The organism is Streptomyces sp. DSM 120436 (genome assembly GCF_055778765.1).
The window spans coordinates 3624565-3651141 of the sequence record NZ_JBSKBS010000001.1; the positions used below are offsets into that span (position 1 = coordinate 3624565).

Consider the following 26577-nt stretch of genomic DNA (forward strand, 5'->3'; position numbering starts at 1 on the left):
GCGTGGGGGCCCGCCGGGCCCCCACGCCTCAGCCGCCCAGCACGTCCCGCACGAACGCGTTGCCGAACGTGCCCTCCGGGTCCAGTTCGCGGACCAGGGAGCGGAAGTCGTGCAGCCGCGGGTAGCGGGCGTGCAGCTCGGCGGGCGGGGTGGTGAACACCTTGCCCCAGTGCGGCCGCGGCCCGAACGGCGCGAGCGCCTCCTCCACCCGCCGCACCACCGGCAGCACCGCCGCCGTGTCCTCGATCCAGGTGAAGTGCACGGCCACCGTGTCCCTGCCGTACGCCGGGCCCAGCCACTGCTCCTCGGCGGCCACCGTGCGCACCTCGCAGGTCTGCAGCACCGGCGCGACCGTCTCCCGCACGCCGTCCAGGGCGCGCAGCACGTCCACGGCGGTCTCCCGGGGCAGCAGGTACTCCGACTGGAGCTCCGCGCCGCTGCTCGGCGTGAACTCCGCCCGGAAGTGCGGCAGCCGCTCGTGCCACGGGCCCGGCGTCCCGAACTGCTCGGTGCAGTTCACCCCGGGCATCCCGGGCACGGGATGCGCCTTCTCCGTCGCGGGCGCCGCCCACGGGAAGTCCGCCCGCGGCCGGTCGGTGCGGTGCTTCACCCACACCTGCCGGAAGCCGGGCTCCCGCCAGTCGGTGAACAGGCTCACGCTGTACGCCGCCGACATCACCGCGTCGAACGTGCCCGGGTCCAGGACGTCGAGCGGCAGCTCGGTGAACACCCGCTGCTCCACCTCGTACGCCGGCTCCAGGTCCAGGGTGAGCGCGGTGACCACGCCGAGCGCCCCCAGCGAGGTGACCGCGCCGCCGAACCGCTCGTCGCCGCGCGCGAGGGTCACCGTCGAGCCGTCCGCCGTGACCAGCTCCACCGCGCGCACGGACGCGGACAGCGGGCCGTTGCCGACGCCCGAGCCGTGCGTGCCGGTGGCGACCGACCCGGCCACCGAGATGTGCGGGAGCGACGCCATGTTCGCCAGCGCCAGCCCGTGCCGGTGCACCTCGCGGGCCAGTTCCGCGTACCGCACCCCGCCGCCGACCCGTACCGTCCGCGCCTCGGCGTCCACCTCGATCAGCGGGGGAAGCGCGGCGAGGGACACGAGGACGCCGTCCTCGCCCGCGTCGGCGATGCGGTTGAAGGAGTGGCCGCTGCCCAGCACCCGCACCCGGGAGCAGCCCGCGACCAGGGCGCGCAGCGCCTCCGGCGTGCGCGGCCGGTGCAGCTCCCCGGCGGCGTAGGTGATGTTGCCCGCCCAGTTGGTCACACGCCCGGTCATCCCTCGTCCTTCCCGCCGGCGGACCCGTGGACGGGCCCCGACGGAACCTACCTCGGCAGTGAACCGCGCCTTGTGGGGGGACCCGCCGCCCCGGACGTCCGACCGGGGGCATACCGTGAGGAGTCGTACGTCGGCACCGGGAGGAGAACACGCGATGGGCAGCCGTACCGCGCTGGTCGAGGATCTGATGGAGCGGTTCCCGCACGTTCCGCGCGAGGCCGTTTTCAAGGAGGACCTGCTGCGCGGCGGTGTGGCCTTCGACGCGTCCGCGCTCAGCGACAACGAGGGCGGCGAGGTCAAACCGAAGTCGTACTTCATCTTCTCCTTCGACCACGGCACCCTGCCGGAGCTGGGCGAGGCCGCGCTGCGCCGCCCGCCGGAGGAGATCATCCTCACCGGAGGACCGTACGACCTGCGCCGCACGGTCGTGTCCGTCCGTGTGAACCCGTCGTCCCCGTACCGGGTCGCCGCCGACGAGCACGGCATGCTCGGCCTCTACCTGGACGGCAGGCGGATCTCCGACGTCGGCGTGCCGCCGATGCCGGAGTACTACCGGCACAAGCTGTCCAACGGGAAGTCCGTGATGGAGGTCGCCCCCACCATCCAGTGGGGCTACCTGATCTACCTGACGGTCTTCCGCGTCTGCCAGTACTTCGGCGCCAAGGAGGAGTGCCAGTACTGCGACATCAATCACAACTGGCGCCAGCACAAGGCGGCCGGCCGGCCCTACACCGGGGTGAAGGACGTCGAGGAGGTCCTCGAGGCCCTGGAGATCATCGACCGGTACGACACGGCGAAGGCGTCCACCGCCTACACCCTCACCGGCGGTGCGATCACCAGGACCGTCTCCGGCCGTGACGAGGCCGACTTCTACGGCCACTACGCCAAGGCCATCGAAGAGCGCTTCCCCGGCCGCTGGATCGGCAAGGTCGTCGCCCAGGCGCTGCCCAAGGACGACGTGCAGCGCTTCAAGGACTACGGGGTGCAGATCTACCACCCGAACTACGAGGTGTGGGACGAGTACCTGTTCAAGATGTACTGCCCCGGCAAGGAGCGGTACGTCGGCCGGGACGAGTGGCACCGGCGGATCCTCGACTCGGCCGAGATCTTCGGCGCGCGCAACGTGATCCCCAACTTCGTGGCGGGCGTGGAGATGGCCGAGCCGTTCGGCTTCAAGACGGTCGACGAGGCCATCGCGTCCACCACCGAGGGCCTGCGCTTCTTCATGTCGAAGGGGATCACACCCCGCTTCACCACCTGGTGCCCGGAGCCGACCACCCCGCTCGGCAAGGCCAACCCGCAGGGCGCGCCGCTGGAGTACCACATCCGCCTCCTCCAGGCGTACCGGCAGACCATGGAGGACTTCGGTCTGTCCTCGCCCCCCGGGTACGGCCCGCCCGGACCCGGCCGCGCGGTGTTCTCCGTCAGCTCCTTCATGGACAGCCTCCCGGCGGAGGAGCCCGTCGAGGCGGTCTGAGCGTCTGCTGCGCACCGAGGCGGTCCGAACGTCCGCGCGTACCGAGGCGGACCAGGCAGGACGGAACAGGAAAGGCCGGAACCGAGACGTTCCGGCCTTTCCTGCGTAAGGTCCCTGAGAGGGGTCCCTGCGGGGGGTCGCGATACCGCCACACAAAGTGAAGACAGCGCTTGTCAGTGGTGTCGGGGACGTGCGAAGCTCTCGTCCACTGCCGCGGGGTTCCCTTCAACTCCACCCGCCGGAACGGCGAGTTGACCTCGCTCGTGGACGCAGGAGTCTCATGCCCGACCTGCCGAGCCCCCAGGACGCCGCCGAGGCGGCCCTGTTCTCCGAATGCTGGGACGCGGTGCTCTCCTACGCCGACCTGTGCGCGGTGGACTCCGACGCCGCCGCGGAACTGGCCCGGGAGGCCTTCGCCGAGGGCATACGGCACCTGCGCGCGGCCGAGTCGGGAAGCGTGCGCGGGACCGGCCGGCGCTCCTCCCGGCTGCCCCGCGTCCCCCTGCTGCTGACCGCCGTGCGGAACACGGCCGCCAGGTGGGAGAAGGAGGGGCAGGGGCACAAGCTCGACCCCGGCCTCCGGCTGTGGCTGCACTCCGAGGAGGCCGCCCGCCACACCGGGCCGCCCCTCGGACGGCCCATCGCCCTGCGGGGGTTGCGCGACCTCCGGCAGGCGGACGCCGAACTGCTGTGGCTGGCCGAGGCGGAGGCACTGCCGCTGCCCCTGGTGGCCCGCCGACTGGGCCTCGACCCGGCCACCGCGGCCGACGAACTCGCCCGTGCCGGCCGCCTGTTCCGGGACCGCTGCCACCGCAACCACCTCGACTCCCCGATGGACGCCGAGTGCCGCAGCTACGCCCGGCTGCTCGACGCCGTCACCCGCTCGCCCGCCGCGGACGCCCCCGAGGACCTGTCCCGGCACCTCGCCACCTGCCGCCGGTGCGCGGAGGCCGCCGCCTGCCTGCGCCCGCACGACGGCGCCCTGCCCGGCGCGCTGGCCGACGGGGTCATCGGCTGGGGCGGCCCCGCCTACCTGGAGCGCCGCCGCCGCGCCGCCGAGGCGCGACTGGGCGCCGGGCACCCGGACGGCGCCGACCCGGACGCCGACGACCCGGACACCGACGGCCCGGCGGACGGGCCCGGCCGCCGGGCGCGGCTCGCCCGGCACGGGCCCATGGCCGCCGCCGCCGTCGTCTCGCTGCTCGCGCTCGCGGTGTCGCTGATGCCCTTCGGAGACGGCGGGGACTCCGGGACCGCCGCCCCCGACAACGACCGCGGGGGGCCGGTGGCCGCGCCCGCGCCGTCACTGCCGCCGGCGGGCACGGCGCCGTCCGGCTCGGCGGCCCCCTCCGTCTCCGCCTCCAGCGCCACTGCCGCACCGAGCAGCGCCCCGCCCTCCCGCACGGCGGACCCGAAGCCCGATCCCGACCCGGAACCACAGGGCACGTCCTCCGGCGCCGCCGCCGCGCCGGGGGACGGCGGCACCTCGCGGCCCGCCTGCCTGGTCGACTACGACGTGCTCGACCAGTGGCCGGAGGGCTACCAGGCGGCCGTCACCGTGACGACCCGGCACGCCCTGGACGACTGGCGGGTCGGCTTCACCCTCCCCGACGGCCAGCGCATCACCCAGATGTGGGACGCCTCGGTCCACCAGGCCGGCACACGGGTGACCGCCACCGCGGCCGACTACAACGCGAGCGTCGCCGCGGGCGGCAGACTCGCCTTCGGCTTCATCGCGGCGAGGCAGGACACGGACGTCCGGGCGTCGGACTTCACGGTCGACGGGAGGGCCTGCGGGGTGGCGTGAGCGGTTGACGTTGTGGCCGGGTGGGGAAGGCAGGGCGGTATCCGGTGGTCCGGACGACCGCATCGACCGTGTCCTTCGAGCCGCCGGCCCGGACGGTGTCCCCCGGCGTGAGGCGGGTGAACGTCTCGCGCCCCTCGACACCGTGGGCGTCGAGGGTGTTCCGGCCCACCGGTGAGGCGATGGCGGGCACCCGGGGGCGCCACCCGAGTGCGCCCGGGTTTGGGCTGTGCGCCAGGCGATACACGTTCCATGACAATTCACGCAAGACGCACCATTGCTGGAGGTAGTAGTGGCTGTTGTGGTCAAGGACATGCTCAGTGCCTACCCCGCCGATCTGGGCGGCGTGGACAGGGAGAAACTGGCGCGCTGTATCGAGGAGTGCCTGGCTTGCGCGCAGGCGTGCACGGCCTGCGCCGACGCGTGCCTGTCGGAGGAGACGGTCGACGAACTGACGAAGTGCATCCGCACCGACGCGGACTGCGCGGACGTCTGTACCGCCACCGCCGCCGTGCTTTCCCGTCATACCGGTTACGACGCGAACGTCACGCGCGCCGTGCTCCAGGCGTGCGCGACGGTGTGCAAGGCCTGCGGCGACGAATGCGAACGCCACGCCGGCATGCACGACCACTGTCGCGTGTGCGCCGAAGCCTGCCGACGCTGCGAGCAGGCCTGCAACGACCTGATCACCTCCCTCGGCTGACTGGCCGGGCGAGTGTGCCCGCAAGGCCGCGAGGGAGAAGGCAGGAAAGCAGGGTGAGGTATGGCCGTGACCTCCTGCGCGGGTTCCGGTCACACCCTTCTCGGACGGCGATCCGTGGTCGGCGACCGGCAGAGGACGACGGCTGCTGTCCGCTCATGTCGGCCGGTGGTCCGCCCTCCGCGTGCCGTCGCGCAAGGGCTGGCCGAGACGTGTCGTGATGAGCTTGCGGACGGCGATCACACCGGCCGCGGCGGCGACGCGCCCCCACGACGGTTCGTCGGCGAGCTTGATCAGTCCGGCAGCGGTGAGGAAGTCGAGCAGCACACCCAGTGACGTGCGGAACCGGCCCACGGCCAGGTGGGCCACGCAGGCGCTGAACAGTCCCAGGACGGTGGTGAGCGCGGCGGCGGTGTGAAGCCAGGGGGTCATCAGGCCACGGTCTTTTCCCTTGCGTCGAGTTCGGCTCTTTCCTGGGCGATCTCCCGGCCCAGGAAGTAGTTGAGCGCGGTACGGATCGCGGCGATCGCCGCAAGCTGCCCGATCTCCGCGAAGCTCGGCGCGACGGCCGTCCGCAGTACGTCACCGGCGAGCTGGAACTCCAGGCCCAGGACGAGGAAGCGTCCGAGGCTGAGGCGGATGCGGTTGAAGCCGGACAGCTTGCGGTCACGCCGTAGTCCGGCCAGGAGGAACTGTGCGAATGCCCAGACGGCTCCCACGAAGATGATCAGTGCGCCGGCGGACTCGACGACTCTGACAAGGAGCCCGATCACGTCGCGCAGCGTCGACTCGGGCAGGAGCTCCATCGACAAGGGCATGATGAGGCCGGTACCCCGTCCTGCGGGCCGACTCGCCTGCCGGGCACGGTTCTCACCCGGTCGCCGCCGGACGGCCGGCCTTCTGGTGCGACTCGCTGGGCGGCGCCTCGGCCCCGCCCTCCGCCTGGACTCCGGCGGCGCGGCGCACGCCGTCGTTCCGGGGCCGTCTGATGCGCGCACAGGGAGATCGCAGCGGTGGGGCCCGCTCGGTATGACGGCAGGTGCGGCGTCACACCGCGGCCCGCTTCGCGCTGCTGGACGGCCGGCTGCGGCACTGGCGGCCGGCGGTGTCCGTTCGTCCGTCGGCGGCTGGTACGGCTGCGGCGGTGGGGCAGCCCTTGCTCGATGCCTGGCCCGCCTCAGACGGCTTCTCCCCGGCCGGTTCGGTGCACCCGCCCGTGCGGACGATGCTCCTGGTCGCTCCTGGTCGGCTCACCTGGTCGGAGACGCGCTCCCGTCGTAGGGGGGAATCTGCGCCTGGATGTTGAAGCCGGCTGTGCCGGCGTTTTCCGCCCCTGACGCCACCACCCCGGGCCGGGCGGCGAACGAGACGACGATCACCGACTGGGACCCCGCCTCGAAACAGCCCCTGTTCAAGACGGCCGCCGCCGCGCTCACTCTGCTCGAGCGAGGCGACGGGCAGCCGTCCCCGGCACCCACCACCACCGCGTCCGCCCCCACGTCCCCCGAGAGGCGCCGGCCACGGCCGGTGGACCGACCTCGCACGTGTCACAGACTCCCGACACCACCTGGGACAGCAGGGAAGGCACCCCGTGAACGGCATCAAGAGCGCCCTGCGCACGCTCCACCACGGCGAACGCGGCCTCATCGGCGACCTCATGACCCTGTCCGAGCGTCACCGCACCGAACACGAGATCCGTCACGTCGCCCTCGACGTCGCCGCCTGGTCCCGGGAGCGCGTTCGACGCCTGACCGATGTCGCCCCCCACTACGGCCTCGACCTCGAGGGCGCCCCCGACCCCCCGTCCGACGGCCCGCTCGCTACCCTCGGGAAGAAGGTGTCCGATCTCGCGGGCCACCACCCCGAGGCAGGCCTGCTCCTCCTGCGGGACCTGGGCGACGTGCACCTGGCCGCGGTCCGCAACTCGCTGCACTGGGAAATGCCGGCCCAGGCCGCACAAGCCTCCAAAGACACCCGGCTCCTCGCCCCCGCGTCCTCCTGCCACCCCGAGACCTTGCGGCAGACGCGCTGGACCAACACCTTGATCAAAAACCTGTCGCCGCAGATCCTCACAGGCCTGTGACCCGTACGAAGCCCCGCTCGGCCATGCCGAGCGAGCCGATCACGATCGGACAGGCACGTCCACGACAGCGCCGAGCACCGATTCCAGCGGCCGGGCCACGGCGGAACCGACGCTCGGATCTCCGAACGGCAGGGTGAACAGTGCCGCGGTGGAGCTGCGGACCCCTTGGTCCCCACGCCTTCCCAGTTGCTCAGCAGCATCGTGGGCGGAAGTACGGCAGTCACGGCCGAGGTCGCGGCAGTCTCCCGTCAGCGGCGCCGCGATCCGGTCCGGCTCCCGTCACGACGCGTGCCGCGTCCACGGGGTGGTCGGTTGGAGCACGGCCTCGGTGAGCGCGCGGGACCTCAGCCGGGTGATCTCCTTGTAGCCGGGATCGGTCACCATGCGAAGGAACGCCTCCCGGCTCGGATAGCGCACGAGGAGCACGGCGTCCCACGCCTGTCCTTGTTCGGCGGCCAGGGGGGTGTCGCCGTCCCCGGCGTAGAGGAGCTCGCCCCCGTACCGTCCCAGGAAGACCGCCGCACGACGTGAGTACTCCTCGTACGACGTGCGTCCGTCAGGTGCGAACCGCAGCAGGTTGAGCATGACGAAAGGCTCCCCGGGCTTCTGGTCACCGAGTTCCCGGAGGACTGCCTCGTGGGGGTCGACAGCCATGAACGTCTCCTTGTCGTCGTGAGGTGAAGGGCGTGGGGGCGTCCGGCGGATGGCTGGCACGAGGGTAGGTGACGACGGACCCATCTGCATACCATCTGGTCGGTATGAGTTGTGCGGCCGGAGGTGGCGGCGGCCCTCGCGGAAGCGGCCGCGGCCGCGGTGGCGGCGGGTGGGCCAGGTCCTGGCCGGCGTGCTCCCGGTGATCGTGGGGCGGTAGAAAGGAGTCGTGCGCGAGAGCGAGGGCCCCGTGAGGGCGATGGACGATGTGGATGCCGTGACCCAAGCGGTGCTGACCGCGTCACGCCTGCTGGTCGCGGTGTCCGCGCGTTCCCTCGCCGAGGTCGAGGAGCGGGTGACGCTGCCGCAGTTCCGGATGCTGGTGGTGCTGGCCACGAGGGGAGCCACCAAGCTCGTCACGCTGGCTGAGCAGCTCCAGGTGGCGCCGTCCACCGCCATGCGCATGGTGGACCGCCTGATCGCGGCCGGTCTGGCGGACCGGCACGCCAATCCTCACAGCCGTCGGGAGACGCTGCTGCAGCTCACCGCCGAGGGGCGGCGCACGGTCGAGAGTGTCACGGCTCGCCGGCGTACCGAGATCGCCGCCATCGTCGAAAGGCTCACCCCGGTGCAGCGGCTGGCCCTGGTCGAAGCGCTCAACGCCTTCAACAAGGCCGGGGCGGAGCCCTTGGCGCCGGTCGTCGAGGACACGCAGGCGCATCCGCTGGGGTGGACAGGTGAACTGCCCGGCGCCCCGTGAGGTGGGCGCGAGGACCGATGCTCGCCGCAGGCAGGCACGTGCTCCCGTTCCCCAGGGGCGCAGGCCGCTTCCGGTGCGTGTCCGCGCGGTCCCGGGCTGCTGAGCGGGTGGGCCGGGAACAGCGCGGCCCGCTTTGAGCGCCGAGCCGGTCCCTCGGACCGCCGCAGCCGTCCCGAGGGCTTCCGCCGCCGGGCCCGATGGAGAATTTCTTTGCTCTGTGCAAGACTACACGGACGGCTGGGCCTGGTGGCCCCGCCTGGAGTGCCGGGAAGTCTGGTCGGCGTCCGTCAAGGCGAACCGTCCGGAGGCCCGGCCATGCCACCGTCCCGTCCCGTGCCGCACGACAAGGCTGCCGACGGCGTCCCGCCCCGTCGGCACGAGCCGTTCCGGACGGGGGGCGCGACAAGACTCCGTGTCCGTTCCGAGACCGGCCACGGTCCCCCGTCCGTGCTGCGCCTGCTCCTCGACGGGGAGCTCGATGCGGACACCGCTGCCACACTGCGGGATGACCTGGCTGTGCTTTCCGCGCGTTCGACGGTCGCTTCGCTGGTCCTCGACCTGTCCGGTGTCACCTTCTGCGACCTGGCGAGCCTGTACGCCCTGCGGGGCATCTGCCGGACCCTGCCGCTGACCGGCGTCGACGTGCGGCTCGTGGAGCCCAGTGCTGCCGTTCGGACCGCTGCGCGAAGGGCGGGACTGGCCACTGATCTGGACCTGGACAGGGGTGAAGAGGAGCCGCCTCCCGCGGCACTGCCGTGAGGCGTCCACGGTCAAGCACCGGGGGCCGCTGAGGAGGACCGGCGGGCAGGCGGCCCCGGCTGCCCGCCACCCGGTCGAAACACGTCGTGGTACGCGCCGCGCGCAGACGTGCGGCATGACCACGACCCGAAAAGCGGCCGAAGCCCCCGCTGCTGTCTCGACCGGGTAGGACCGGCCCGGTGCCATCACTTCATCGACGAAACTTTTGCATAGCCTAAAGCTGATGGAGGGATGTGTGGAGAGAGCAGTCGGGCGTTCCGAGGTCGTGAGGGGGCGAGAGGGCGCCATGACCGTGAACAAGCCGACGTCCGGTGCGGCGGTGCTGGCCTGGATGCCGTGGGCGGCCATGAGCGTCGTAGCGGTCACGGACGTCCTGGCGGGTCCCGACGTCGGTTTCCTGCCGTTGGTCTCGCTGGGACCGGCGTTCGCCAGTCTGGTCGGCGGCTGGCGCCGCACCGCGCTGATCGGGGCGGTGGCCCTCGCCCTGACGGTGGCCCTCGGTCTCTATGACGGCCTGTTCGAGGGGCGCCGGGGACTCACCGCCTGCCTGTCGGTGGCGGGAGTGACCGGCGCCGGCTTGGCCGCCGCGGTGATCAGGGAACGCAGGGAAGCGGAGCTGGCCAGTGTGCGGTCGATCGCCGAGGCCGCCCAGCGGGTGCTGCTCCGCCCGGTGCCGCTGACCGTCGGCCCGCTGCAGATGGCAGTCTCCTACACCTCGGCCATCGCCGAGGCCCGCATCGGTGGAGACCTTTACGAGGTGGTCGCCTCGCCGTACGGCGTCCGCGTGATCGTCGGAGACGTGCAGGGCAAGGGGCTCGCCGCGGTCGAGACGGCCGCGGTGGTGCTCGGCGCGTTCCGTGAGGCCGCCCACGACGAGCCGGACCTGGTCAAGCTGGGTGACCGTCTGGAGCGCAGCCTGTCCCGGGAATTGGAGGGCGAGAAGTTCGTCACCGCCGTCCTGGCGGAGATCGCCGCCGGGGACGAGGTGGCCTTCCTCAATTTCGGACACCTGGCGCCCATGGTCGTACGGGCCGACGGCACGGTCGACCTCCCGGAACCCTCGTCCTACGCGCTGCCGCTGGGCCTGGGGATGTCCGGCACCGACGGGCCGCAGCCGTACCGTGTCGGGTTTTCGCCGGGCGACCAACTGCTGCTGTACACCGACGGCGTCACCGAGACCCGTGACGAGAAGGGTGACTTCTACCCCCTCGCCGACCGGGCGCATCTGCTCGGTGAACCCGACGCACACCGTGCTTTGGAGGCGGTGCGGAAGGACCTGTCGGAGCATGCCGCCGGGCCGCCGCACGACGACGCCGCGATGCTGCTGGTACGCCACCAGGGGGTCTGGCCGCCGGCGGCGAGCTGAGGAAGCCCCTGCAGGAGCACTCGGTGTCGGTCCGGCCAGGACCCGTGTGACTGCCCGCAGCCGCCACCGGGAAACACCGCCCACCGTGCCCCGGGGCCGCTGACGAGCGGTCCGCGCAGACCCTGTTCCCGTAGTGCTGCAGCGACCGGGCACGGAGCGCCGGGTGATGCCCGAGGCCGGGGTCCGGCGTGAGGGCCGACGGTGGGGCGCATGGCGGTAGCGTCAGTTCCGCTTTCTCTCGGGTAGACGTAGGGGATGTTCTTCGACTCCTGGTACGACATGCTGCGCGTGGCGGTCATGGCTGTATGTGCCTATGCGGCACTGATCGCGGTGGTGCGGTTGTCGGGCAAGCGCACGCTGGCGAAGATGAACGCCTTCGACCTGGTGGTCACCGTGGCTTTGGGCTCGACTCTGGCCACCGTCCTCCTCAATCGCAGCGTCTCCCTGGCCGAGGGGGCTTTCGCTCTGGCACTGCTGGTGGTCCTGCAGTTCGTCAACGCCAAGGCCGCGGTGCGCTCTCGTTCCTTCCGGCGCCTGATCAAGGCGGAGCCGACGTTGCTGCTGAGCGACGGCCGCATGCTCAACGAGGTGATGGCCCGGCAACGGGTCACCGAGAGCGAGGTGCGCCAGGCGATCCGCTCCCAAGGGATCGGCGCGGTCGAGGACGTCGCTGCGGTGGTGCTGGAGACTGATGGCAGTTTCAGCGTCCTCAGCCGGTCCCGGACCGGCTCCGGCAGCTCGCTCCAGGACGTCCGCGGACCCGTTCGGAGGTAGCTGAACAGGCCATGCGCATCGGCTCGCACAAGCCGTGCCGGCACGCCCGCAGCCCGGGAAGAGGCCGGGCCAGACCGCTCGGAGAGCTGCCAGCCCGTCAGGGGCGTACCCGGGCCGTCGGCGGCACGCACAGGAACGCGGAAGGCCGGACATGACTCCGTCGCGCTGCGCCCGTTCGGGTCTCGGCACGGCCGGCGGGATACGCCGTGGCCGCGGCGGGGCAGTCGCAGGACCATGCTGAACGTTCTGCTGGCCACAGCCGGTGCCCTGGCCCTGGCGGTGGCCGTGCTCTCCCGGCGCATCGAGCAAGCCCCGCTGAGCGCCCCCCTGCTGGCCCTGGCGACCGGTGTCGCCCTCGGCCCCGTGGGGCTTGACGTCATCGGCCTGCCCACCGTGCTGGAAGGGCACGAGGAACTGCACGAGGCCAGCCGCCTGCTCCTGGCCGTCTCGGTGACGGCCGTGGCCCTGCGGTACCGGTTCCGCGAGGTGCGGACGCGGGTGAAGCCCGTGGCGCTCCTGCTGACCGTCGCGATGGCCGGGACGGCACTGGTGACCACGGCGGTGTCGGCCGCCGCTCTCGGGGCCGGGCTGGGCACGGCGGCGCTGTTGGGTGCGGCCCTGTGCCCCACCGATCCGGTCCTGGCCTCCGGTGTCGTCACCGGCGGGCCCGCCGAGAAGACCGTCACGGCGCGCACCCGGCAACTGCTTTCCCTGGAGTCGGGCGCCAACGACGGCCTCGCCCTGCCTCTGGTGCTCGCCGCGATCGCGATCGCCGGACCCCTGAGCGGTGGCGAGGCAGCGCTGGAGTCCCTCTGGCAGGTCGCGGGCGCCACGCTGCTGGGAGCGGCGATCGGCCGGCTGGGCGGCAAAGCGCTGCGGGGCGCCGAAAAGCACCGCACCATGCAGCCGGGCCCGCTGCTCCTCTACACCCTGATGCTCGCCCTGCTGGTGCTGGGCGTGTCGGGGCTGCTGCGCGTCGACGGCGTCCTGGCCGTCTTCGTCACCGGCCTGGTCTTCAACGCGACCAGCTCGATCGGCGAACGAACGACCGAGAACAAGATCGATGAGGCGATCAACCGGTTCGTCGTCCTGCCGTTGTTCGTGGTGTTCGGCGCCATGATCCCCTGGCGGCAGTGGGGCGACCTGGGATGGTGGCGCGGTCTGCTGCTGGTCCTGGGCGCGTTGGTGCTGCGCCGCCTGCCGGTGGTGCTCGCCCTGAAGCGCCCGCTGTCCCTGACGTGGCGTGATGCGTTCTTCCTGGGCTGGTTCGGGCCCATCGGCGTCTCGGCCCTGTTCTACCTGACGATGGAGGCGCACCGGCTCGGCGCCGATCCTCAGGTGCTGGCCGCCGGGACGCTGGTCATCGCCGCCAGCACCGTGGTGCACGGCGTCACCACCACACCCGGACTGAGGGCGTACCGCACAGCGGGCCGACGGACGAAGGCCTCCGACGGCGGCGCGGCGTGACCCGCCTCCACGGGAGGCACGGCCGCATGCCTCTGGCACGATGTGCGGCCGAGCGCGTGGGCAGGACCGAGGACCGGGTCCCGGCAGCCCCCGGCACTCGGGGGCGACGGACGGTGCGACGGCCGAGAACCCGGAGTCCGCGTGGTCGGACGGGGCGGGAACCCTGCCCCGGCCGTCGGTGGTCACGCTTGCGCCGACGGGACGCGAAAAGGGATGGCGCGCGATCACCGGGGACCCTAGGCTGTGCCGTGTTCGCGAGGCGCTCCACAGGTGGGCGCTGTTCGTTCGAGTCGAGGTTCCTGGGAGGTGTGACCGATGGCTGTCTCTGTGACGGGCCGTGCCCGCATCCAGTCGTTCGTTTCGTCCACCTCCGTGGCCTCCGGCTGACCTCACCTCTTCTCGCGCGTCCTTGAACGCGCGCCGCCGGGGCCGCCCTTCGAAGGGTTTCCCTTGAATCTCCCCTCGCATTCCGCCTCCTCGCACGCCCTCGCTCCCTACGGCTGGGACGAGCAGTGGGAGGACGCCTTCGCCCCGTACGCCGCGCGGGGGCTGGTGCCCGGGCGCGTGGTCCGGGTCGACCGGGGGCTGTGCGACATGGCCACCCCGGACGGCGTGATCCGCGCCGACACCGAGTACGTCGTCCCCCGCGACCCGATGAAGGTCGTCTGCACCGGTGACTGGGCCGCCGTCGACCCCGACGGCGCCCGCCCCCGCTACGTGCGCACGCTGCTGCCGCGCCGTACCGCGTTCGTGCGGTCCACCTCCTCCAAGCGGTCCGAGGGACAGATCCTCGCCGCCAACGTGGACCACGCGGTCGTCGCCGTGTCCCTCGCCGTGGAGCTCGACCTCGCCCGGATCGAGCGGTTCCTCGCGCTGGCGTGGGAGTCCGGTGCGCAGCCGGTCGTGGTGCTCACCAAGGCCGACCTCGTGCCGGACGCGGTGACCCGGTCGCACCTCGTGCAGGACGTGGAGACCAGCGCGCCCGGCGTGCCCGTCCTCACCGTCAGCGCGCAGGACGGCGAGGGGCTCGACGTGCTCTCGGCGGTCGTCTCCGGCGGGACCTCGGTCCTGCTCGGGCAGTCCGGCGCGGGCAAGTCCACCCTGGCCAACGCCCTCCTCGGCGAGGACGTCATGGACGTCCGGGCCACCCGGGACGTCGACGGCAAGGGCCGTCACACCACCACGACCCGCAACCTGCTCCTGCTGCCCGGCGGGGGAGTCCTCATCGACACCCCCGGCCTGCGGGGCGTCGGCCTGTGGGACGCCGGCACCGGGGTCGGTCAGGTGTTCTCCGAGATCCAGGACCTCGCCGAGAACTGCCGGTTCCACGACTGCGCCCACGAGAGCGAGCCCGGCTGCGCCGTCCTCGACGCCATCGAGGCCGGTGAGCTGCCCCGGCGCCGCCTGGACAGCTACCGCAAGCTGCTCCGGGAGAACCAGTACATCGTCGCCAAGACCGACGCCCGCCTCCGCGCGGAGATCCGCAAGGACTGGAAGCGCAAGGGCGCCCTCGGCAGGGCCGCCATGGAGGCCAAGCGGGGGCGGCTGAGGTGACGCCCCCGTCCCGCCGGGTGCTCTCGGAGCCGCCCGGCGGGACGGCTCAGCCCGGATCCCGCAGTTCCAGGACGTACCGGGCCGTCAGCGCCACCGTCCGGTCCCCGTCCTCGGTCAGGGACCTCAGCGTGTCCGTGGCCGCCGGGCCCGGGATCTCGGCGAGGGCCTGCGTCAGGCGGCGGCGCGCGGACGGGTCCGGCGTGCCGTCGGCCAGGCGGTCCGCCAGCGCCGCCACGACGCGGTCCGCCACCGCCGCGTCGCCCGCCAGCGTGCCCAGGGCGTCGGCGGCGTCGATGTCGTTCGCCTCCTCGACGACCATGCCGACCAGTTCCGGCATCGCGTCCGCCACCCCGCGCGCCCCCAGCTCCAGGGCCGCGGTCCGGCGCACGGCCGGGGCCGGGTCGCCGAGGGCGCCCCGCAGCAGCGCCGTCGCCCGCTCGCCCGGGATCTCCGCCAGGCACCGCACCGCCCGCCCGCGCACCTCCGGCAGCGCCGACTCCAGCCCCGCCGCCAGCAGCTCGGGCCCCCGCTCGCCCGCCTGCGCCAACGCCCACCGCAGGGCCCCGGCGACATGCGGGTCCGCCTCGCTCAGCGCCGCCTCCACCAACGCCTCCACCGGCACCGGCACCGTGTCCACCGACGACAGCGCCGCCCGCTGCCGCATCCCGGGGTCCCCGGAGCACAGGTTCCGCAGCAGCGCGACGACCTGGAGGACGTCCTGCCAGTCGGCGGGTTCCGTCGCGTCGATCCGCTGGAGCCGGGTCAGCAGCTCCGCCTCCCGCGCGATCCTCTCCCGCGTCCGCCGGGCCAGGTCCGCGACGAGACCGGACGGCGTGAAGCCGGGGTCGTCCAGGGCGCGGCCCACGTCCCGCAGCGACAGCCCCAGCGACCGCAGGCTCTCCACGTGGAAGATCCGCCGGATGTCCTCCTCCGTGTACGCGCGGTACCCGGCCGCCGTACGGCCCGTCGGCCGCACCAGGCCCAGCGACTCGTAGTGCCGCAGCATCCGGGGGCTGACCCCGGACCGCCGCGCCACCTCACCGATCAGCACCCCTGCCTCACTCCTCCTGCCCGTCCGGTCCCACGGCGTCCTGCCCGTCCGGTCCCACGGCGTCCTGCCCGTCCGGGCCCACGGCGTCCTGCCCGTCCGGGCCCACGGCGTCCGGCCCCAGCGACATCACGCGCTTCGCCTCCTCCACCGCGTACGCGAACCCCGCATCAGGGTCGCGCCGCAACCGCTCCGTGGCGAGCGCGTGCTCCCGCACCCGCGGGTCCGGGTCGGCCGCCGCGGCCCGCACCGGCGCGACGGCCGGCTCGCCGAGAGCGATCAGCGCCCGGCCGAGACTGAGCCGCGTCTCCCGCCCGCCCCGTCCGAGCTGGGAGACCAGCACCTCCGCCAGCTCCGCCGCCTCGCCCTCGGGCGCCAGCAGCACCGCCGTCCGCCAGGCGGTCCGCGCCACCTCGTCGTCCGGGTCGGTCAGCAGCGACCGGGTGATCGCCGGCCACACCCCACGGTCCCCGATCTTGGACAGGGTGTGCAGCGCCTGACTCCGCGCCCGGGCGTGCGGCGACCGCAGCTCGGCCACCAGCCGCGGCACCGTCGACGCCTCCGGGTGCCGGGTGAGCGCCCACGTCAGCATGTCCCGCACGTGGAACACCGGTTCCACCCCGCACCGCTCCACCAGCGGCTCCACGAACTCCGGGTCCGGGTCCGAGCCCGCCGCGAGCGCCGCGCGCAGGCGCACCGGGGAATCGTCGTGCCGCAGTCCCGCGAGCACACGTGATGTTGTCGTCTCCGCCTTGGGCGTGGTCATCGGAGCACCTCCAGGCCCGCCAGTGAAGACCTTCTCACCGTGTCAGGGTCAAGCGCCGCCGCACAGGACCGTCGCACAGGACCGTCGCGCAGGACCGCCGGGGGCCGCCGGGTTCCGTGTCCGATTCCCGCCGGTCAGGCCGTCCCCGCCGGTGGACACTGGACCGTGTGAGGGACGAGGACAGCAGGTACGAGGCGGTGCGCAGCCGGGACGCCCGGTTCGACGGCGCGTTCTTCTTCGCCGTGGAGACCACGGGCATCTACTGCCGGCCCAGCTGCCCCGCGATCACCCCCAAACGCGCCCACGTGCGCTTCTTCCCGACCGCCGCCGCGGCGCAGGGCGCGGGCTTCCGGGCCTGCCGGCGCTGCCGCCCCGACGCCGTGCCCGGCTCCGCCGAGTGGAACGTACGGGCCGACGCCGTGGGCCGCGCCATGCGTCTCATCGCCGACGGCGTGGTCGACCGCGAGGGCGTCGCCGGGCTCGCCGCGCGCCTCGGCTACAGCGCCCGCCAGGTGCAGCGGCAGCTCACCGCGGAACTGGGCGCCGGACCGGTCGCCCTGGCCCGCGCCCAGCGCGCCCACACCGCGCGCGTGCTGCTGCAGACCACCGGGCTGCCGGTCACCGAGATCGCGTTCGCCGCCGGGTTCGCCAGCGTGCGGCAGTTCAACGACACCGTCCGCGCCGTGTACGCCACCACGCCCACCGGGCTGCGCGCCGCGCCCCGCAAGGGGCGGGCCCGCCCCGGCACCCCCACCGCCGGGGTGCCCCTGCGCCTCGCCCACCGGGGCCCCTACCAGGCGCGGCCCGTCTTCGACCTGCTGGAACGGGAGGCCGTCCCCGGCGTCGAGGAGGTGACCGGCGTGCCCGGCGCGCGCACCTACCGGCGCACCCTGCGCCTGCCCTACGGCACCGGCATCGCCGCCGTCGACGAGCGCCCGCACACCGGCACCGGCGCCCGTCCCGGCGGTTGGCTCGACGCCCGCGTCCACCTCACCGACCTCCGCGACCTGACCACCGCCGTGCAGCGGCTGCGCCGGCTGTTCGACCTGGACGCCGACCCCTACGCCGTCGACGAGCGCCTCGGCGCCGACCCCCGGCTCGCCCCACTGGTCGCGGCCCGTCCCGGACTGCGCTCGCCCGGCGCCGCCGACCCCGACGAGGTGGCCGTCCGGGCGCTGGTGGGACGCGACACGGCCGCCGGGCTGGTCCGCCGCTACGGCAAACGGCTCGACGCCCCCTGCGGGAGCCTCACCCACCTGTTCCCCGAGGCCGCCGTCCTCGCCGGCGCCGAACCCGGCGGCCCCCTGGGCGCGCTCACCGCCGCCCTCGCCGACGGCACCGTACGGCTCGGACCCGGCGCCGACCGGGACGCGGCGCGGGACGCCCTCGCCGCCGTACCCGGCCTCGACGACCGTACGATCGCCGCGATCCGCACCCGTGCGCTCGGCGACCCGGACGCGGCCCCGCCCGGCCCCGACGTCCCCGACAACTGGCGCCCCTGGCGCTCGTACGCCCTGAACCACCTGCGAGCCGCAGGGGAGTTGGAGTGACCCTCATGACGACGACGTACTGGACGCACCTGGACAGCCCGCTCGGGCCGCTGCTGCTGACCGCCGCCCCGACCGGCGAGCTGACCTCGCTCACCGTGCCCGGCCAGAAGAAGGCGACCGTGGTGCGGGAGGACTGGACGCACGACCCCGGCCCGTTCCGGGAGGCGGAACGGCAGCTCGCCGCGTACTTCGCGGGCGACCTCAAGGAGTTCCGGCTGCCGACGAGCGCCGTCGGCACCCCCTTCCGGGAGAAGGTGTGGGCCGCCCTGGACGACGTGCCCTACGGCGGGACCGTCACCTACGGGGAGATCGCCGCGCGCATCGGGGCGCCCCGGGCCGCGGTACGGGCCGTCGGGGGCGCGATCGGCGCGAACCCGCTGCTGATCGTCCGCCCCTGCCACCGCGTCATCGGCGCCGACGGCTCCCTCACGGGGTACGCCGGGGGACTGGAGCGCAAGGTGCGGCTGCTCACCCACGAGGGTGCGCTGCCGCGCGCGTGAAACCCTTGAGGGGCCGCTCAGCCCCAGAACACCGCGCCGGTCCACGCCGCCGCGATCAGCTGACAGGTGAACAGCTCCGTCAGCACGCTCCACCCGCCCGACCGCATCACCGTGCGCACCGCCGCCCTGGCCTCCCCGCGGCGGCCGAGGCGCAGCCGCTCGTGGACGTACACCCCGGCGAGGAAGCCGGGGACCGCGCCGATCACCGGCAACAGCACGAAACCGGCGAACGAGCCGCCGCCCGCGTACGCCAGCAGCCGGGCGTCCGCGCCGCCCGCCCGGAGTCTGCGGGGCGGCAGCGCCCAGCGCACCACCTGTGACAGGAGCAGCACCCCGGTCGCCCCCACCAGCACCCACCACGCGACCGCCCGCGGGTCCTTCAGCGCCCACCACAGGACCGCGGCCCACACCAGCCAGGACCCGGGCACCCCTGGCGCCAGCACTCCGCACAGACCGAGCAGGAGCACCAGGCCGGCCAGCAGGAGGTCCCACGCTCCCATCAGTCCAGGGTGCAGGAGGGTGCGGGACGGCGCAGATCGGGAGCGCGGCGGTCTCGCGCGGGGCGGTGATTTTCCCGATGCCCCGTTTTCATCCGGCCCGTCCGGTGGACAATTGGGGGCATGAGTCAGCAGGGGGGAAGGCCCACCGGGCCCACCGGTCCCGATCCCGAGGACGACTGGTGGGGTCAGCTCTACGACGACGCGTCCGACGACACGGGGCCGGCGCCCGCGACCGATTCCCTGGACGACCGTTTCGCCTCGGCGGCGGGCGCGGTGAGCGCGGGCGGGCCGTCCGACGCGGCCCTCCTCCCACCGGTACCGGACCCCCGGGACGTCCCCGGGACCCCGGTGGTCCCGGGCCAGCGACAGACGCCGCCGCGGTCGCCGGAGGCCATGCCCCCCGGGCCCTCCGCCGGTGCATCGCCCCGCGCCCTCTGGGAGCGCCCGCCCCCCACGGACCCGCCTCCGGCGCCCTGCCCACCGAGACGGGACCTCCCGGCCGACGCGCCTTCCGCGCCGGAGCCGCCGTCCGGTCGGGCGTCGGCGTCCGTGCCCCCGGCGTCCCCGTCGGGACCGGGCCTCCCGGCCGACGCGCCCCCTGTGCCGGAGGCGCCGCCCGTGGCGGAACCGCCGTCCGGACCCACGCCCCCGGCGCCCCCACCGAGACGGGACCTCCCGGCCGACGCGCCTCCCGCGCCGGAGCCGCCGTCCGGTCGGGCGTCGGCGTCCGTGCCCCCGGCGTCCCCGTCGGGACCGGACCTCCCGGCCGACGCGCCCCCTGTGCCGGAGGCGCCGCCCGTGGCGGAACCGCCGTCCGGACCCACGCCCCCGGCGCCCCCACCGAGACGGGACCTCCCGGCCGACGCGCCTTCCGCGCCGGAGCCGCCGTCCGGTCGGGCGTCGGCGTCCGTGCCCCCGGCGTCCCCGTCGGGACCGGACCTCCCGGCCGACGCGCCCCCTGTGCCGGAGGCGCCGCCCGTGGCGGAACCGCCGTCCGGACCCACGCCCCCGGCGCCCCCACCGAGACGGGACCTCCCGGCCGACGCGCCTCCCGCGCCGGAGCCGCCGTCCGTGCGGGAAGTGCCGCCCCCAGTCCCCACATCCCCGGCGACCTCCCCTCCGGGACCGGGCCGGCCGGCCGACGCGCCCGCCGCGCCGAACCCGACCTCCGCACCGGGGCCGCCCCAGGGGCCACCCCCCTCCGACGCCGCGCCCACCGCCCCGCCCTCCCCTCCGGCAACCGGCGCTCCCACACCCGTCCCCGCGCTCCCCGACCAGCCGCCGCCCTCCGGCCCCACCGCCGCTCCCGCCTACGGCTCATGGACCCCCGCCGCCCCGGAGGACCGGACCGCCGCGGACAGCCCCGAGCCCCAGCTCGGCCCCCTCCCGCCCCCGCCCCCCTCCCGCGCCTACGTGGGCACCCGTCCGCCCACCTACGACGCGGAACCCACCGCTCTCCCCGCAGCCGACCCCGAGGACCTGGACGCGCTCGTCCCGGACACCGTGCTGGACGGCGCCCGCTACGGCGCCTGCACGCTGCGGGCCGTCTCCGTGCGCGGGGACTCCGCGAGGTACCGGGGCGAGCCCCGGCGCGACGCGCTGCTGACCGCGCGGTTCGGGGCGGGGGAGCGGGCGCTGGTGCTGGTGGCGCTGGCCACCGGTCTGCGGACCGCCCCCGGCGCGCACCGGGCCGCCACCGAGGTCTGCCGCTGGATCGGCGCGGCGGTGGGCCGCAGCCACGAGCGGCTCGCCGACGACATCCGGGCCGCCCGCCGCGCCGACCTCAAGGCCGGCCTGCACCGCCTCACCGACCGCAGTCTCGGCAGGCTGCGCGCCGGTGCGGCCGAGCAGGGCCTCGATCCCGACGACTACGCCGCCACCCTGCGCTGCCTGCTGCTGTCCGCCGACCCCGAGTGCCGCACCCGGGTGTTCTTCGGGGCCGGACCCGGAGGGCTGTTCCGGCTGCGGGACGGCGAGTGGCAGGACATCGAGCCGGAGGTCGCCGAGGGCGAGCCCGTGCGCGGCTTCGGCTCCCCGCCGGACGAGACGCCGGACGGCGACCGCCTCACCATGGACCTCGGCATCCCCACACCCCCGAGCCCGTACGAACCGGCGCCCGAACCGCCCCGCGAGCCCTTCCGCTTCCGTACCTCCGTAGCCCGCCCGGGTGATGTGCTGCTGATGTGCGGCACCGGGTTCGCCGAACCCCTGCGCGGCGAACCCGGGCTCCGCGCGCACCTGGCCGACCGGTGGTCGGATACCGGCCCCCCGGGACTGACGGCGTATCTGGCCGACACCCAGGTCCGGGTGAAGGGGTACGCCGACGACCGCACGGTCGCGGCCGTCTGGGAGGCGTGAGCGCGCCCGGTGTGAATTCATGGAATCCGTCAGGCATCTCCGGCACCCGAGGGGCAGACGGGAATCATGGCCAAACAGAACATCGCGGAACAGTTCGTCGACATCCTCGTCCGCGCGGGGGTCAAACGCCTGTACGGCGTGGTCGGTGACAGCCTCAACCCCGTCGTGGACGCCGTGCGCCGCAACTCCGCCATCGACTGGATCCACGTCCGGCACGAGGAGACCGCCGCCTTCGCGGCCGGCGCCGAGGCGCAGGTGACCGGCCGGCTCACCGCCTGCGCCGGCTCCTGCGGGCCCGGCAACCTGCACCTCATCAACGGGCTGTACGACGCCCACCGCTCCATGGCGCCCGTCCTCGCCCTCGCCTCCCACATCCCGTCCAGCGAGATCGGCCTCGGCTACTTCCAGGAGACCCACCCCGACCGGTTGTTCCAGGAGTGCAGCCACTACTGCGAGCTGATCTCCAGTCCCCGGCAGATGCCCCGGCTGCTGGACACCGCCATCCAGCACGCGGTCGGCCGTTCCGGCGTCAGCGTCGTCTCGCTGCCCGGCGACCTCGCCGACGAGCCCGCCCCCGACCAGGCGCCCGAGACCGCCCTGGTCACCTCCCGGCCCACCGTCCGCCCCGGCGACGACGAGATCGACAAGCTCGTCGACATGATCGACCGCGCCGAGCGGGTCACCCTGTTCTGCGGCGCCGGCACCAAGGGCGCGCACGCCGAGGTGATGGAGTTCGCCGGGAAGATCAAGGCCCCGGTCGGCCATGCCCTGCGCGGCAAGGAATGGATCCAGTACGACAATCCGTACGACGTCGGGATGAGCGGGCTGCTCGGCTACGGCGCCGCGTACGAGGCGACCCACGAGTGCGACCTGCTGATCCTGCTCGGCACCGACTTCCCGTACAACGCCTTCCTGCCCGGCGACGAGGTGAAGATCGTCCAGGTGGACGTGCGGCCCGAGGTCATCGGCCGGCGCTCCAAGCTGGACCTCGCGGTGTGGGGCGACGTGAAGGAGACGCTGCGCTGTCTCACGCCCCGGGTGCGCACCAAGGACAACCGCAAGTTCCTCGACCGCATGCTGAAGAAGCACGCGGAGGCGCTGGAGGGGGTGGTGAAGGCGTACACCCGCAAGGTGGACAAGCACGTGCCGATCCACCCGGAGTACGTGGCGTCCGTGCTGGACGACCTGGCCGACGACGACGCCGTCTTCACCGTCGACACCGGCATGTGCAACGTCTGGGCGGCCCGCTACATCTCGCCCAACGGCCGCCGCAGGATCATCGGTTCGTTCTCCCACGGCTCGATGGCCAACGCGCTGCCGATGGCGATCGGGGCGCAGTTCACCGACCGGGGCCGGCAGGTCGTGTCGATGTCCGGCGACGGCGGATTCGCCATGCTGATGGGCGACTTCCTCACCCTCGTCCAGTACGACCTGCCGGTGAAGGTCGTCCTCTTCAACAACTCCTCGCTGAGCATGGTGGAGTTGGAGATGCTGGTGGCCGGACTCCCGTCGCACGGCACGGCGATGAAGAACCCCGACTTCGCCGCCGTGGCCCGCGCCTGCGGGGCCCACGGGGTGCGGGTGGAGAAGCCGAAGGAGCTCGCGGGCGCGCTGAAGGCCGCGTTCAAGCACAAGGGGCCGGCGCTGGTGGACGTCGTGACCGACCCCAACGCGCTGTCCATCCCGCCGAAGATCAGCAAGGAGATGGTGACCGGGTTCGCGCTGTCCGCGTCCAAGATCGTGCTGGACGGCGGGGTCGGCCGGATGGTGCAGATGGCCCGCTCCAACCTGCGCAACGTACCGCGCCCGTAGCGGTGTTCATCCGCCGCGCGGACGCCGGGCGCGGGCCGGCGTGCCGTACTCGTGATGCGGCAGGCCCGCGACGGCGCCGGTGCGGGACGGGCGGCCCCGGTCGTCGATCCGCACCGTGCCGGTGCGGCCCCGCGAGGACCGGGCCGGCTCCAGGCGTCGGCGGCAGTCGCAGCCCTCGGTGCGGGCGGTGACCGGCAGCACCTCGGGGTCGGCCGCGGACACCCGGTACGGCACCGGACCACCGGGACCGGCGTGCCCGTGTCGTTCCCGGCGACCGCGCGGGGCGACGTCGACGACGTCCCTCCGGCGGCGTTCAAGAGGACCGAGAGGAAGGCGGTCACCCAGCTCCCCTGAGGTTCCTGAACCCCGCGGCCACTGCGGGAAAGCCGGGGTCGTCCTCTCGCCACGGAGGCCGGGAGGACGGCCCCGCACGGTTGTGTGGCCGTTGCACTTCGGCCAACAACGGCTCGTGACCGCTCCGCATGACTGCCGCGTGAACGACCGGGCAAGCATTTTGTGTAGGTGTTCGAGCAGGTGGGGGAAACGGCATCGGCACGCGGGCGGGGGTCATGAGAAGTCAGGCTTCGGCGGATCGGCTGAGGCGCACACTGGGACGTGCGGATCTGCGGGCGGTGGCCGAGTCCCGCCGCGCCCTGCGCGAGCTGTTACGTCACCGGTGCGATCCGGAGCGGTCCGCGGTCGCGGAACTGCTCACCAGCGAACTCGTGACGAACGCCCTCGTCCACACCGACCGCGAGGCGGTCCTCACCGCGGACGTCGGCCCCTGGGGACTCCGCGTGGAGGTGCGGGACTTCACCGCCCGCGAGCCCAGACCGCGCCCGCGGGACGGCAACGACACCACCAACGGACGGGGCCTGGTCCTGGTCGAGTCCCTGGCCGACGCCTGGGGCGTCCGCAGGCACGGGGTGGGCAAGTCCGTCTGGTTCGCGCTCGGACCGAAGCCGGAGGCGGACGCCGACGCGGCGTGAGGGACGCGGTTCCCACCGCGTCCCTCACGCCGCGTCGCGTCGTCGCACGGACGTCAGCCGAACTGCTGCTCCAGATCCTTGAGCTTGCGCTCGAGGCTGTCCAGACGCGGCAGCGCCTGGGTGTCGTCCTCGGCCGTGAGGTCGACGGTCACCGCCTCACCGCCGGAACGGCGGACCGGCTGCAGGGAGGGACGCGGGGCGTGTGCGGGCAGGGCCTCCGGCGCCGCTATGGCAGGCTCCGCGGCGACCACGTCGGAGTCCCGCTCCACCGTGGTCTCCAGTCCGCGCCCGCCCCGGCCGCCGCCGAACCCCCGGTGGCCGCGGCTGATCGCCTTGAGCCGGGCCCGCTCCATGCGCTCCTGCTCCCGCCGGCGCCGCTTCTCCTGGTCCTTGCGCACCTTGTCCTCGCGGACCTCCTCGACCGCCTCCTCGAGGCTGCGCACGCCCTCCAGCAGCATCAGCGACCAGGCGCGGTAGGTCTCCCGGGGCGCGCGCAGCCAGCGGACGATGCGGATCTGCGGCAACGGCCTCGGCACCAGGCCCTGTTCGCGCAGTGCCGCGCGGCGGGTCTGCTTCAGTGCCCGGTCGAAGAGCACCGCGGCGGACAGGGACATGCCCGCGAAGAAGTGCGGGGCGCCCGCGTGGCCGGCGCCGCGCGGCGCGTGGACCCAGTTGAACCAGGCCGCGGCGAAGGCGAACGTCCACACGAGTATGCGTGAGCCGAGGGCCGCGTCCCCGTGGCTGGCCTCGCGCACGGCGAGCACCGAGCAGAACATCGCCGCGCCGTCCAGACCGAAGGGGACGAGGTACTGCCAGCCGCCGGACAGGCCGAGGTTCTGCTCACCGAAGCCGACCAGGCCGTGGAAGGACAGGGCGGCGGCCACCGCCGCGCAGCAGAACAGCAGCACGTAGGAGACGGTGCCGTAGACGGCCTCCTTGCGCCTGCGGCGCTCCTCGCTGCGCTCCCACGAGTCGTCGGCGCTCGTGTCCTTGACCGAGGAGCGCTTGCCGCGCGCCAGCACCGCCACCGCCGCCAGCATGCCCAGGAGCAGCACGGCGCCCGGAAGCAGCCAGTTCAGCGATATGTCGGTCAGTCTCATCTAGGGGTCCCTTGCATTGGGATAGGGCGTAACGCCCGCCATGGTGGCCCAATCCCGGCGTTCCTCAGGGGGTTTCGGGGCAAGAGGCCGCCAATGAAGTGCGAAGGGGGTGCCCTGGGCGGCTCAATGCTCGAACTGCCGCGTGAGGAGCGGGAGTTGAGTTCGAACAAGACTACCCGTACGGATGGTTCCGTGAGGAACTCCCGCGAGCGGTGAGGACATTGTGAAGTGCTCGTGACCTCCGCGGCGCCTCACGACCGCGCCTCGCGGCAGGCGGAACGACGGGGCGGCCGGACGATCTTACGCCGCCGGCCGCCCCGTCCTTCTTGACTCCGTGTCAACCGGTCTGCGCGGCCAGCTCCTTCTCCCGGCCGCGGGTCCGCGCCGGAGCCTGCTCCTTGGCGCAGGTGCGCGGGCAGGTGGCGCAGATGTCCGCCGGGCGCAGGGTGTAGAACATGCAGCAGCTCACCCGGTCCCGGGTGGCGGCGGCCGGCTCCCCGCCGGGGCCGGACGGCCTGCGGAACGCCGCCGCGCCGACGTACGGCTTGGTCGCGCCCGGCAGCAGCAGCTCCAGCTCGCGCATGGCCCGCTCCTCCTCGCCGAGCAGCTGGGCGACGTACCAGAGGCTCTCGACGATCTCGTCGGTCGCCGTGCCCCACAGCGCCCGGCCGCGCCGGCGCATCCGGGGGCCGAACCCGGCCAGCACGGGCTCCAGGTGCTCGGCGACCGCCGCGCGCACCTCCGCCCGCAGCGCCTCCTCGTCGGGCACGACCCGCGCGCCGGGGAGGGCGGCGGCGGGGTCGTCCGGCAGGCAGGCGAAGCCGGCGGGGCGCACGGCCATGCGGCCGACGGCGAGCCCGGCCGCGCCGCGGTCGAACGAGACGTGCGTCACGGGGTAGCGCGGGACCCGGCGGTGCAGGAACCACGGCACGGTGATCAGCAGGCAGGCCGGCCAGGCGTAGCGGTGCAGGCCGAAGCTGGCGATGACGTCCGGACGGGCCCGCATGCCGTAGTCCCGCCGCACCTGGGTGTCGTCCCAGGCGAGGAAGGCCTCGAGGGCGTCCCCGCCTGCGGCGAGGTCGGCGGCGGCGACCCAGCCGCCGCCCCGGGGGGTCGCCTCTTCGGCGCCGAGTTCGGTGACGGCGAAGGCGGGGAAGGCCTCCGCCAGACGGGCGTACGCGTCCGCGACGGCCGAACCGGGCACGGCCATGGGACCACCCCTTCACGTCTCGTGGAGTCGGGCAATAAAAAGGTAAGCCTCACCTTACCCAACATCG

The 26577-nt window shown here is 73.7% G+C and carries 25 protein-coding genes and 1 pseudogene; 16 read left to right on the plus strand and 10 right to left on the minus strand.

The features are described 5' to 3' along the window. Positions 1-28 precede the first annotated feature (28 nt). Positions 29-1282 carry an FAD-binding protein gene (locus tag ACWH4W_RS16150; protein WP_473076425.1) on the minus strand — a complete coding sequence of 418 codons (1254 nt, stop codon included), beginning with the start codon at positions 1280-1282 and terminating at the stop codon, positions 29-31. A gap of 154 nt (positions 1283-1436) precedes the next feature. Here ACWH4W_RS16150 and ACWH4W_RS16155 point away from each other — a divergent pair, with 154 nt between their 5' ends. From ACWH4W_RS16155 to ACWH4W_RS16165, 3 genes are all read left to right on the plus strand, one after another. Beyond that, positions 1437-2759 carry a radical SAM protein gene (locus ACWH4W_RS16155; protein WP_473076426.1) on the plus strand — a complete coding sequence of 441 codons (1323 nt, stop codon included), beginning with the start codon at positions 1437-1439 and terminating at the stop codon, positions 2757-2759. 280 nt (positions 2760-3039) lie between these two features. After that, on the plus strand, positions 3040-4566 hold the full coding sequence (locus ACWH4W_RS16160; protein WP_473076427.1) for a cellulose binding domain-containing protein: 1527 nt from the start codon (positions 3040-3042) through the stop codon (positions 4564-4566). Between the two features lie 310 nt (positions 4567-4876). Then, positions 4877-5266, plus strand: a complete 390-nt coding sequence (locus tag ACWH4W_RS16165; RefSeq protein ID WP_473077513.1) for a four-helix bundle copper-binding protein — start codon at positions 4877-4879, stop codon at positions 5264-5266. A 153-nt stretch (positions 5267-5419) separates the two neighbouring features. On the opposite strand, the gene ACWH4W_RS16170 is transcribed toward ACWH4W_RS16165, so the two are convergent. Both ACWH4W_RS16170 and ACWH4W_RS16175 read right to left on the minus strand, forming a co-directional pair. Continuing rightward, positions 5420-5695: a hypothetical protein gene (locus ACWH4W_RS16170; protein ID WP_473076428.1), complete on the minus strand. Its 276-nt coding sequence runs from the start codon at positions 5693-5695 to the stop codon at positions 5420-5422. Continuing rightward, the gene (locus tag ACWH4W_RS16175) at positions 5695-6081 is read right to left on the minus strand and encodes a DUF1622 domain-containing protein (protein ID WP_473076429.1); all 387 of its coding nucleotides are present in this window, start codon (positions 6079-6081) and stop codon (positions 5695-5697) included. Before ACWH4W_RS16175 ends, ACWH4W_RS16170 begins: the two co-directional genes overlap by 1 nt. 508 nt (positions 6082-6589) lie before the next feature. Between ACWH4W_RS16175 and ACWH4W_RS16180 the strand changes: the two are divergent. Beyond that, positions 6590-6858 (plus strand): annotated as a pseudogene (locus tag ACWH4W_RS16180) (nitrate reductase); the annotation flags it as partial. Further along, positions 6855-7346, plus strand: a complete 492-nt coding sequence (locus ACWH4W_RS16185; RefSeq protein ID WP_473076430.1) for a hypothetical protein — start codon at positions 6855-6857, stop codon at positions 7344-7346. The pseudogene ACWH4W_RS16180 and the gene ACWH4W_RS16185, both read left to right, overlap by 4 nt. A gap of 279 nt (positions 7347-7625) precedes the next feature. On the opposite strand, the gene ACWH4W_RS16190 is transcribed toward ACWH4W_RS16185, so the two are convergent. Then, on the minus strand, positions 7626-8000 hold the full coding sequence (locus ACWH4W_RS16190; protein WP_473076431.1) for a DUF1330 domain-containing protein: 375 nt from the start codon (positions 7998-8000) through the stop codon (positions 7626-7628). Positions 8001-8256: 256 nt separating this feature from the next. On the opposite strand from ACWH4W_RS16190, the gene ACWH4W_RS16195 reads away from it, so the two are divergent. The 6 genes from ACWH4W_RS16195 to rsgA all read left to right on the plus strand — a co-directional run bounded on the left by ACWH4W_RS16195 (position 8257) and on the right by rsgA (position 14677). Further along, the gene (locus ACWH4W_RS16195; RefSeq protein ID WP_365415747.1) at positions 8257-8757 is read left to right on the plus strand and encodes a MarR family winged helix-turn-helix transcriptional regulator; all 501 of its coding nucleotides are present in this window, start codon (positions 8257-8259) and stop codon (positions 8755-8757) included. Positions 8758-9204: 447 nt separating this feature from the next. Continuing rightward, positions 9205-9516 (plus strand): STAS domain-containing protein, encoded by a 312-nt coding sequence (locus ACWH4W_RS16200; RefSeq protein ID WP_473076432.1) that lies wholly within the window; start codon positions 9205-9207, stop codon positions 9514-9516. A gap of 286 nt (positions 9517-9802) precedes the next feature. Continuing rightward, entirely contained in the window at positions 9803-10882 is a 1080-nt protein-coding gene (locus ACWH4W_RS16205; protein WP_473076433.1) for a PP2C family protein-serine/threonine phosphatase, read from the plus strand. Positions 10883-11137: 255 nt separating this feature from the next. Next, positions 11138-11656: a DUF421 domain-containing protein gene (locus tag ACWH4W_RS16210; RefSeq protein ID WP_473076434.1), complete on the plus strand. Its 519-nt coding sequence runs from the start codon at positions 11138-11140 to the stop codon at positions 11654-11656. Positions 11657-11890: 234 nt separating this feature from the next. Beyond that, positions 11891-13123, plus strand: coding sequence for a cation:proton antiporter (locus ACWH4W_RS16215; RefSeq protein ID WP_473076435.1), 1233 nt, complete (start codon positions 11891-11893; stop codon positions 13121-13123). Between the two features lie 552 nt (positions 13124-13675). Then, entirely contained in the window at positions 13676-14677 is a 1002-nt protein-coding gene (gene rsgA, locus ACWH4W_RS16220) for a ribosome small subunit-dependent GTPase A (protein ID WP_473077514.1), read from the plus strand. Between the two features lie 46 nt (positions 14678-14723). Here the strand turns inward: rsgA and ACWH4W_RS16225 are convergent, their stop codons facing one another. Together ACWH4W_RS16225 and ACWH4W_RS16230 are read right to left on the minus strand one after the other, a co-directional pair. Next, entirely contained in the window at positions 14724-15728 is a 1005-nt protein-coding gene (locus ACWH4W_RS16225; protein ID WP_473076436.1) for a HEAT repeat domain-containing protein, read from the minus strand. A gap of 7 nt (positions 15729-15735) precedes the next feature. Then, entirely contained in the window at positions 15736-16491 is a 756-nt protein-coding gene (locus ACWH4W_RS16230; RefSeq protein ID WP_473076437.1) for a HEAT repeat domain-containing protein, read from the minus strand. Positions 16492-16658: 167 nt separating this feature from the next. On the opposite strand from ACWH4W_RS16230, the gene ACWH4W_RS16235 reads away from it, so the two are divergent. Further along, positions 16659-18041, plus strand: coding sequence for an AlkA N-terminal domain-containing protein (locus tag ACWH4W_RS16235; protein ID WP_473076438.1), 1383 nt, complete (start codon positions 16659-16661; stop codon positions 18039-18041). Positions 18042-18046: 5 nt separating this feature from the next. Beyond that, the gene (locus ACWH4W_RS16240) at positions 18047-18541 is read left to right on the plus strand and encodes a methylated-DNA--[protein]-cysteine S-methyltransferase (RefSeq protein WP_473076439.1); all 495 of its coding nucleotides are present in this window, start codon (positions 18047-18049) and stop codon (positions 18539-18541) included. Between the two features lie 17 nt (positions 18542-18558). Here the strand turns inward: ACWH4W_RS16240 and ACWH4W_RS16245 are convergent, their stop codons facing one another. Then, on the minus strand, positions 18559-19041 hold the full coding sequence (locus ACWH4W_RS16245; protein ID WP_473076440.1) for a DUF456 domain-containing protein: 483 nt from the start codon (positions 19039-19041) through the stop codon (positions 18559-18561). Between the two features lie 120 nt (positions 19042-19161). Here ACWH4W_RS16245 and ACWH4W_RS16250 point away from each other — a divergent pair, with 120 nt between their 5' ends. Both ACWH4W_RS16250 and ACWH4W_RS16255 read left to right on the plus strand, forming a co-directional pair. Further along, positions 19162-21399 carry a protein phosphatase 2C domain-containing protein gene (locus tag ACWH4W_RS16250; protein WP_473076441.1) on the plus strand — a complete coding sequence of 746 codons (2238 nt, stop codon included), beginning with the start codon at positions 19162-19164 and terminating at the stop codon, positions 21397-21399. 66 nt (positions 21400-21465) lie between these two features. Further along, positions 21466-23211 (plus strand): pyruvate dehydrogenase, encoded by a 1746-nt coding sequence (locus tag ACWH4W_RS16255; protein WP_473076442.1) that lies wholly within the window; start codon positions 21466-21468, stop codon positions 23209-23211. Between the two features lie 6 nt (positions 23212-23217). Here ACWH4W_RS16255 and ACWH4W_RS16260 read toward each other — a convergent pair whose 3' ends face one another. Then, complete coding sequence (locus ACWH4W_RS16260; protein WP_473076443.1) at positions 23218-23445, minus strand: hypothetical protein; 228 nt, start codon at positions 23443-23445, stop codon at positions 23218-23220. 335 nt (positions 23446-23780) lie between these two features. Here ACWH4W_RS16260 and ACWH4W_RS16265 point away from each other — a divergent pair, with 335 nt between their 5' ends. Next, the gene (locus tag ACWH4W_RS16265) at positions 23781-24200 is read left to right on the plus strand and encodes an ATP-binding protein (protein ID WP_473076444.1); all 420 of its coding nucleotides are present in this window, start codon (positions 23781-23783) and stop codon (positions 24198-24200) included. Positions 24201-24253: 53 nt separating this feature from the next. Here the strand turns inward: ACWH4W_RS16265 and ACWH4W_RS16270 are convergent, their stop codons facing one another. Both ACWH4W_RS16270 and ACWH4W_RS16275 read right to left on the minus strand, forming a co-directional pair. Beyond that, complete coding sequence (locus tag ACWH4W_RS16270) at positions 24254-25300, minus strand: DUF2637 domain-containing protein (RefSeq protein ID WP_473076445.1); 1047 nt, start codon at positions 25298-25300, stop codon at positions 24254-24256. A 337-nt stretch (positions 25301-25637) separates the two neighbouring features. After that, positions 25638-26510, minus strand: a complete 873-nt coding sequence (locus tag ACWH4W_RS16275; RefSeq protein ID WP_473076446.1) for a (2Fe-2S)-binding protein — start codon at positions 26508-26510, stop codon at positions 25638-25640. Between the last annotated feature and the right edge of the window lie 67 nt (positions 26511-26577).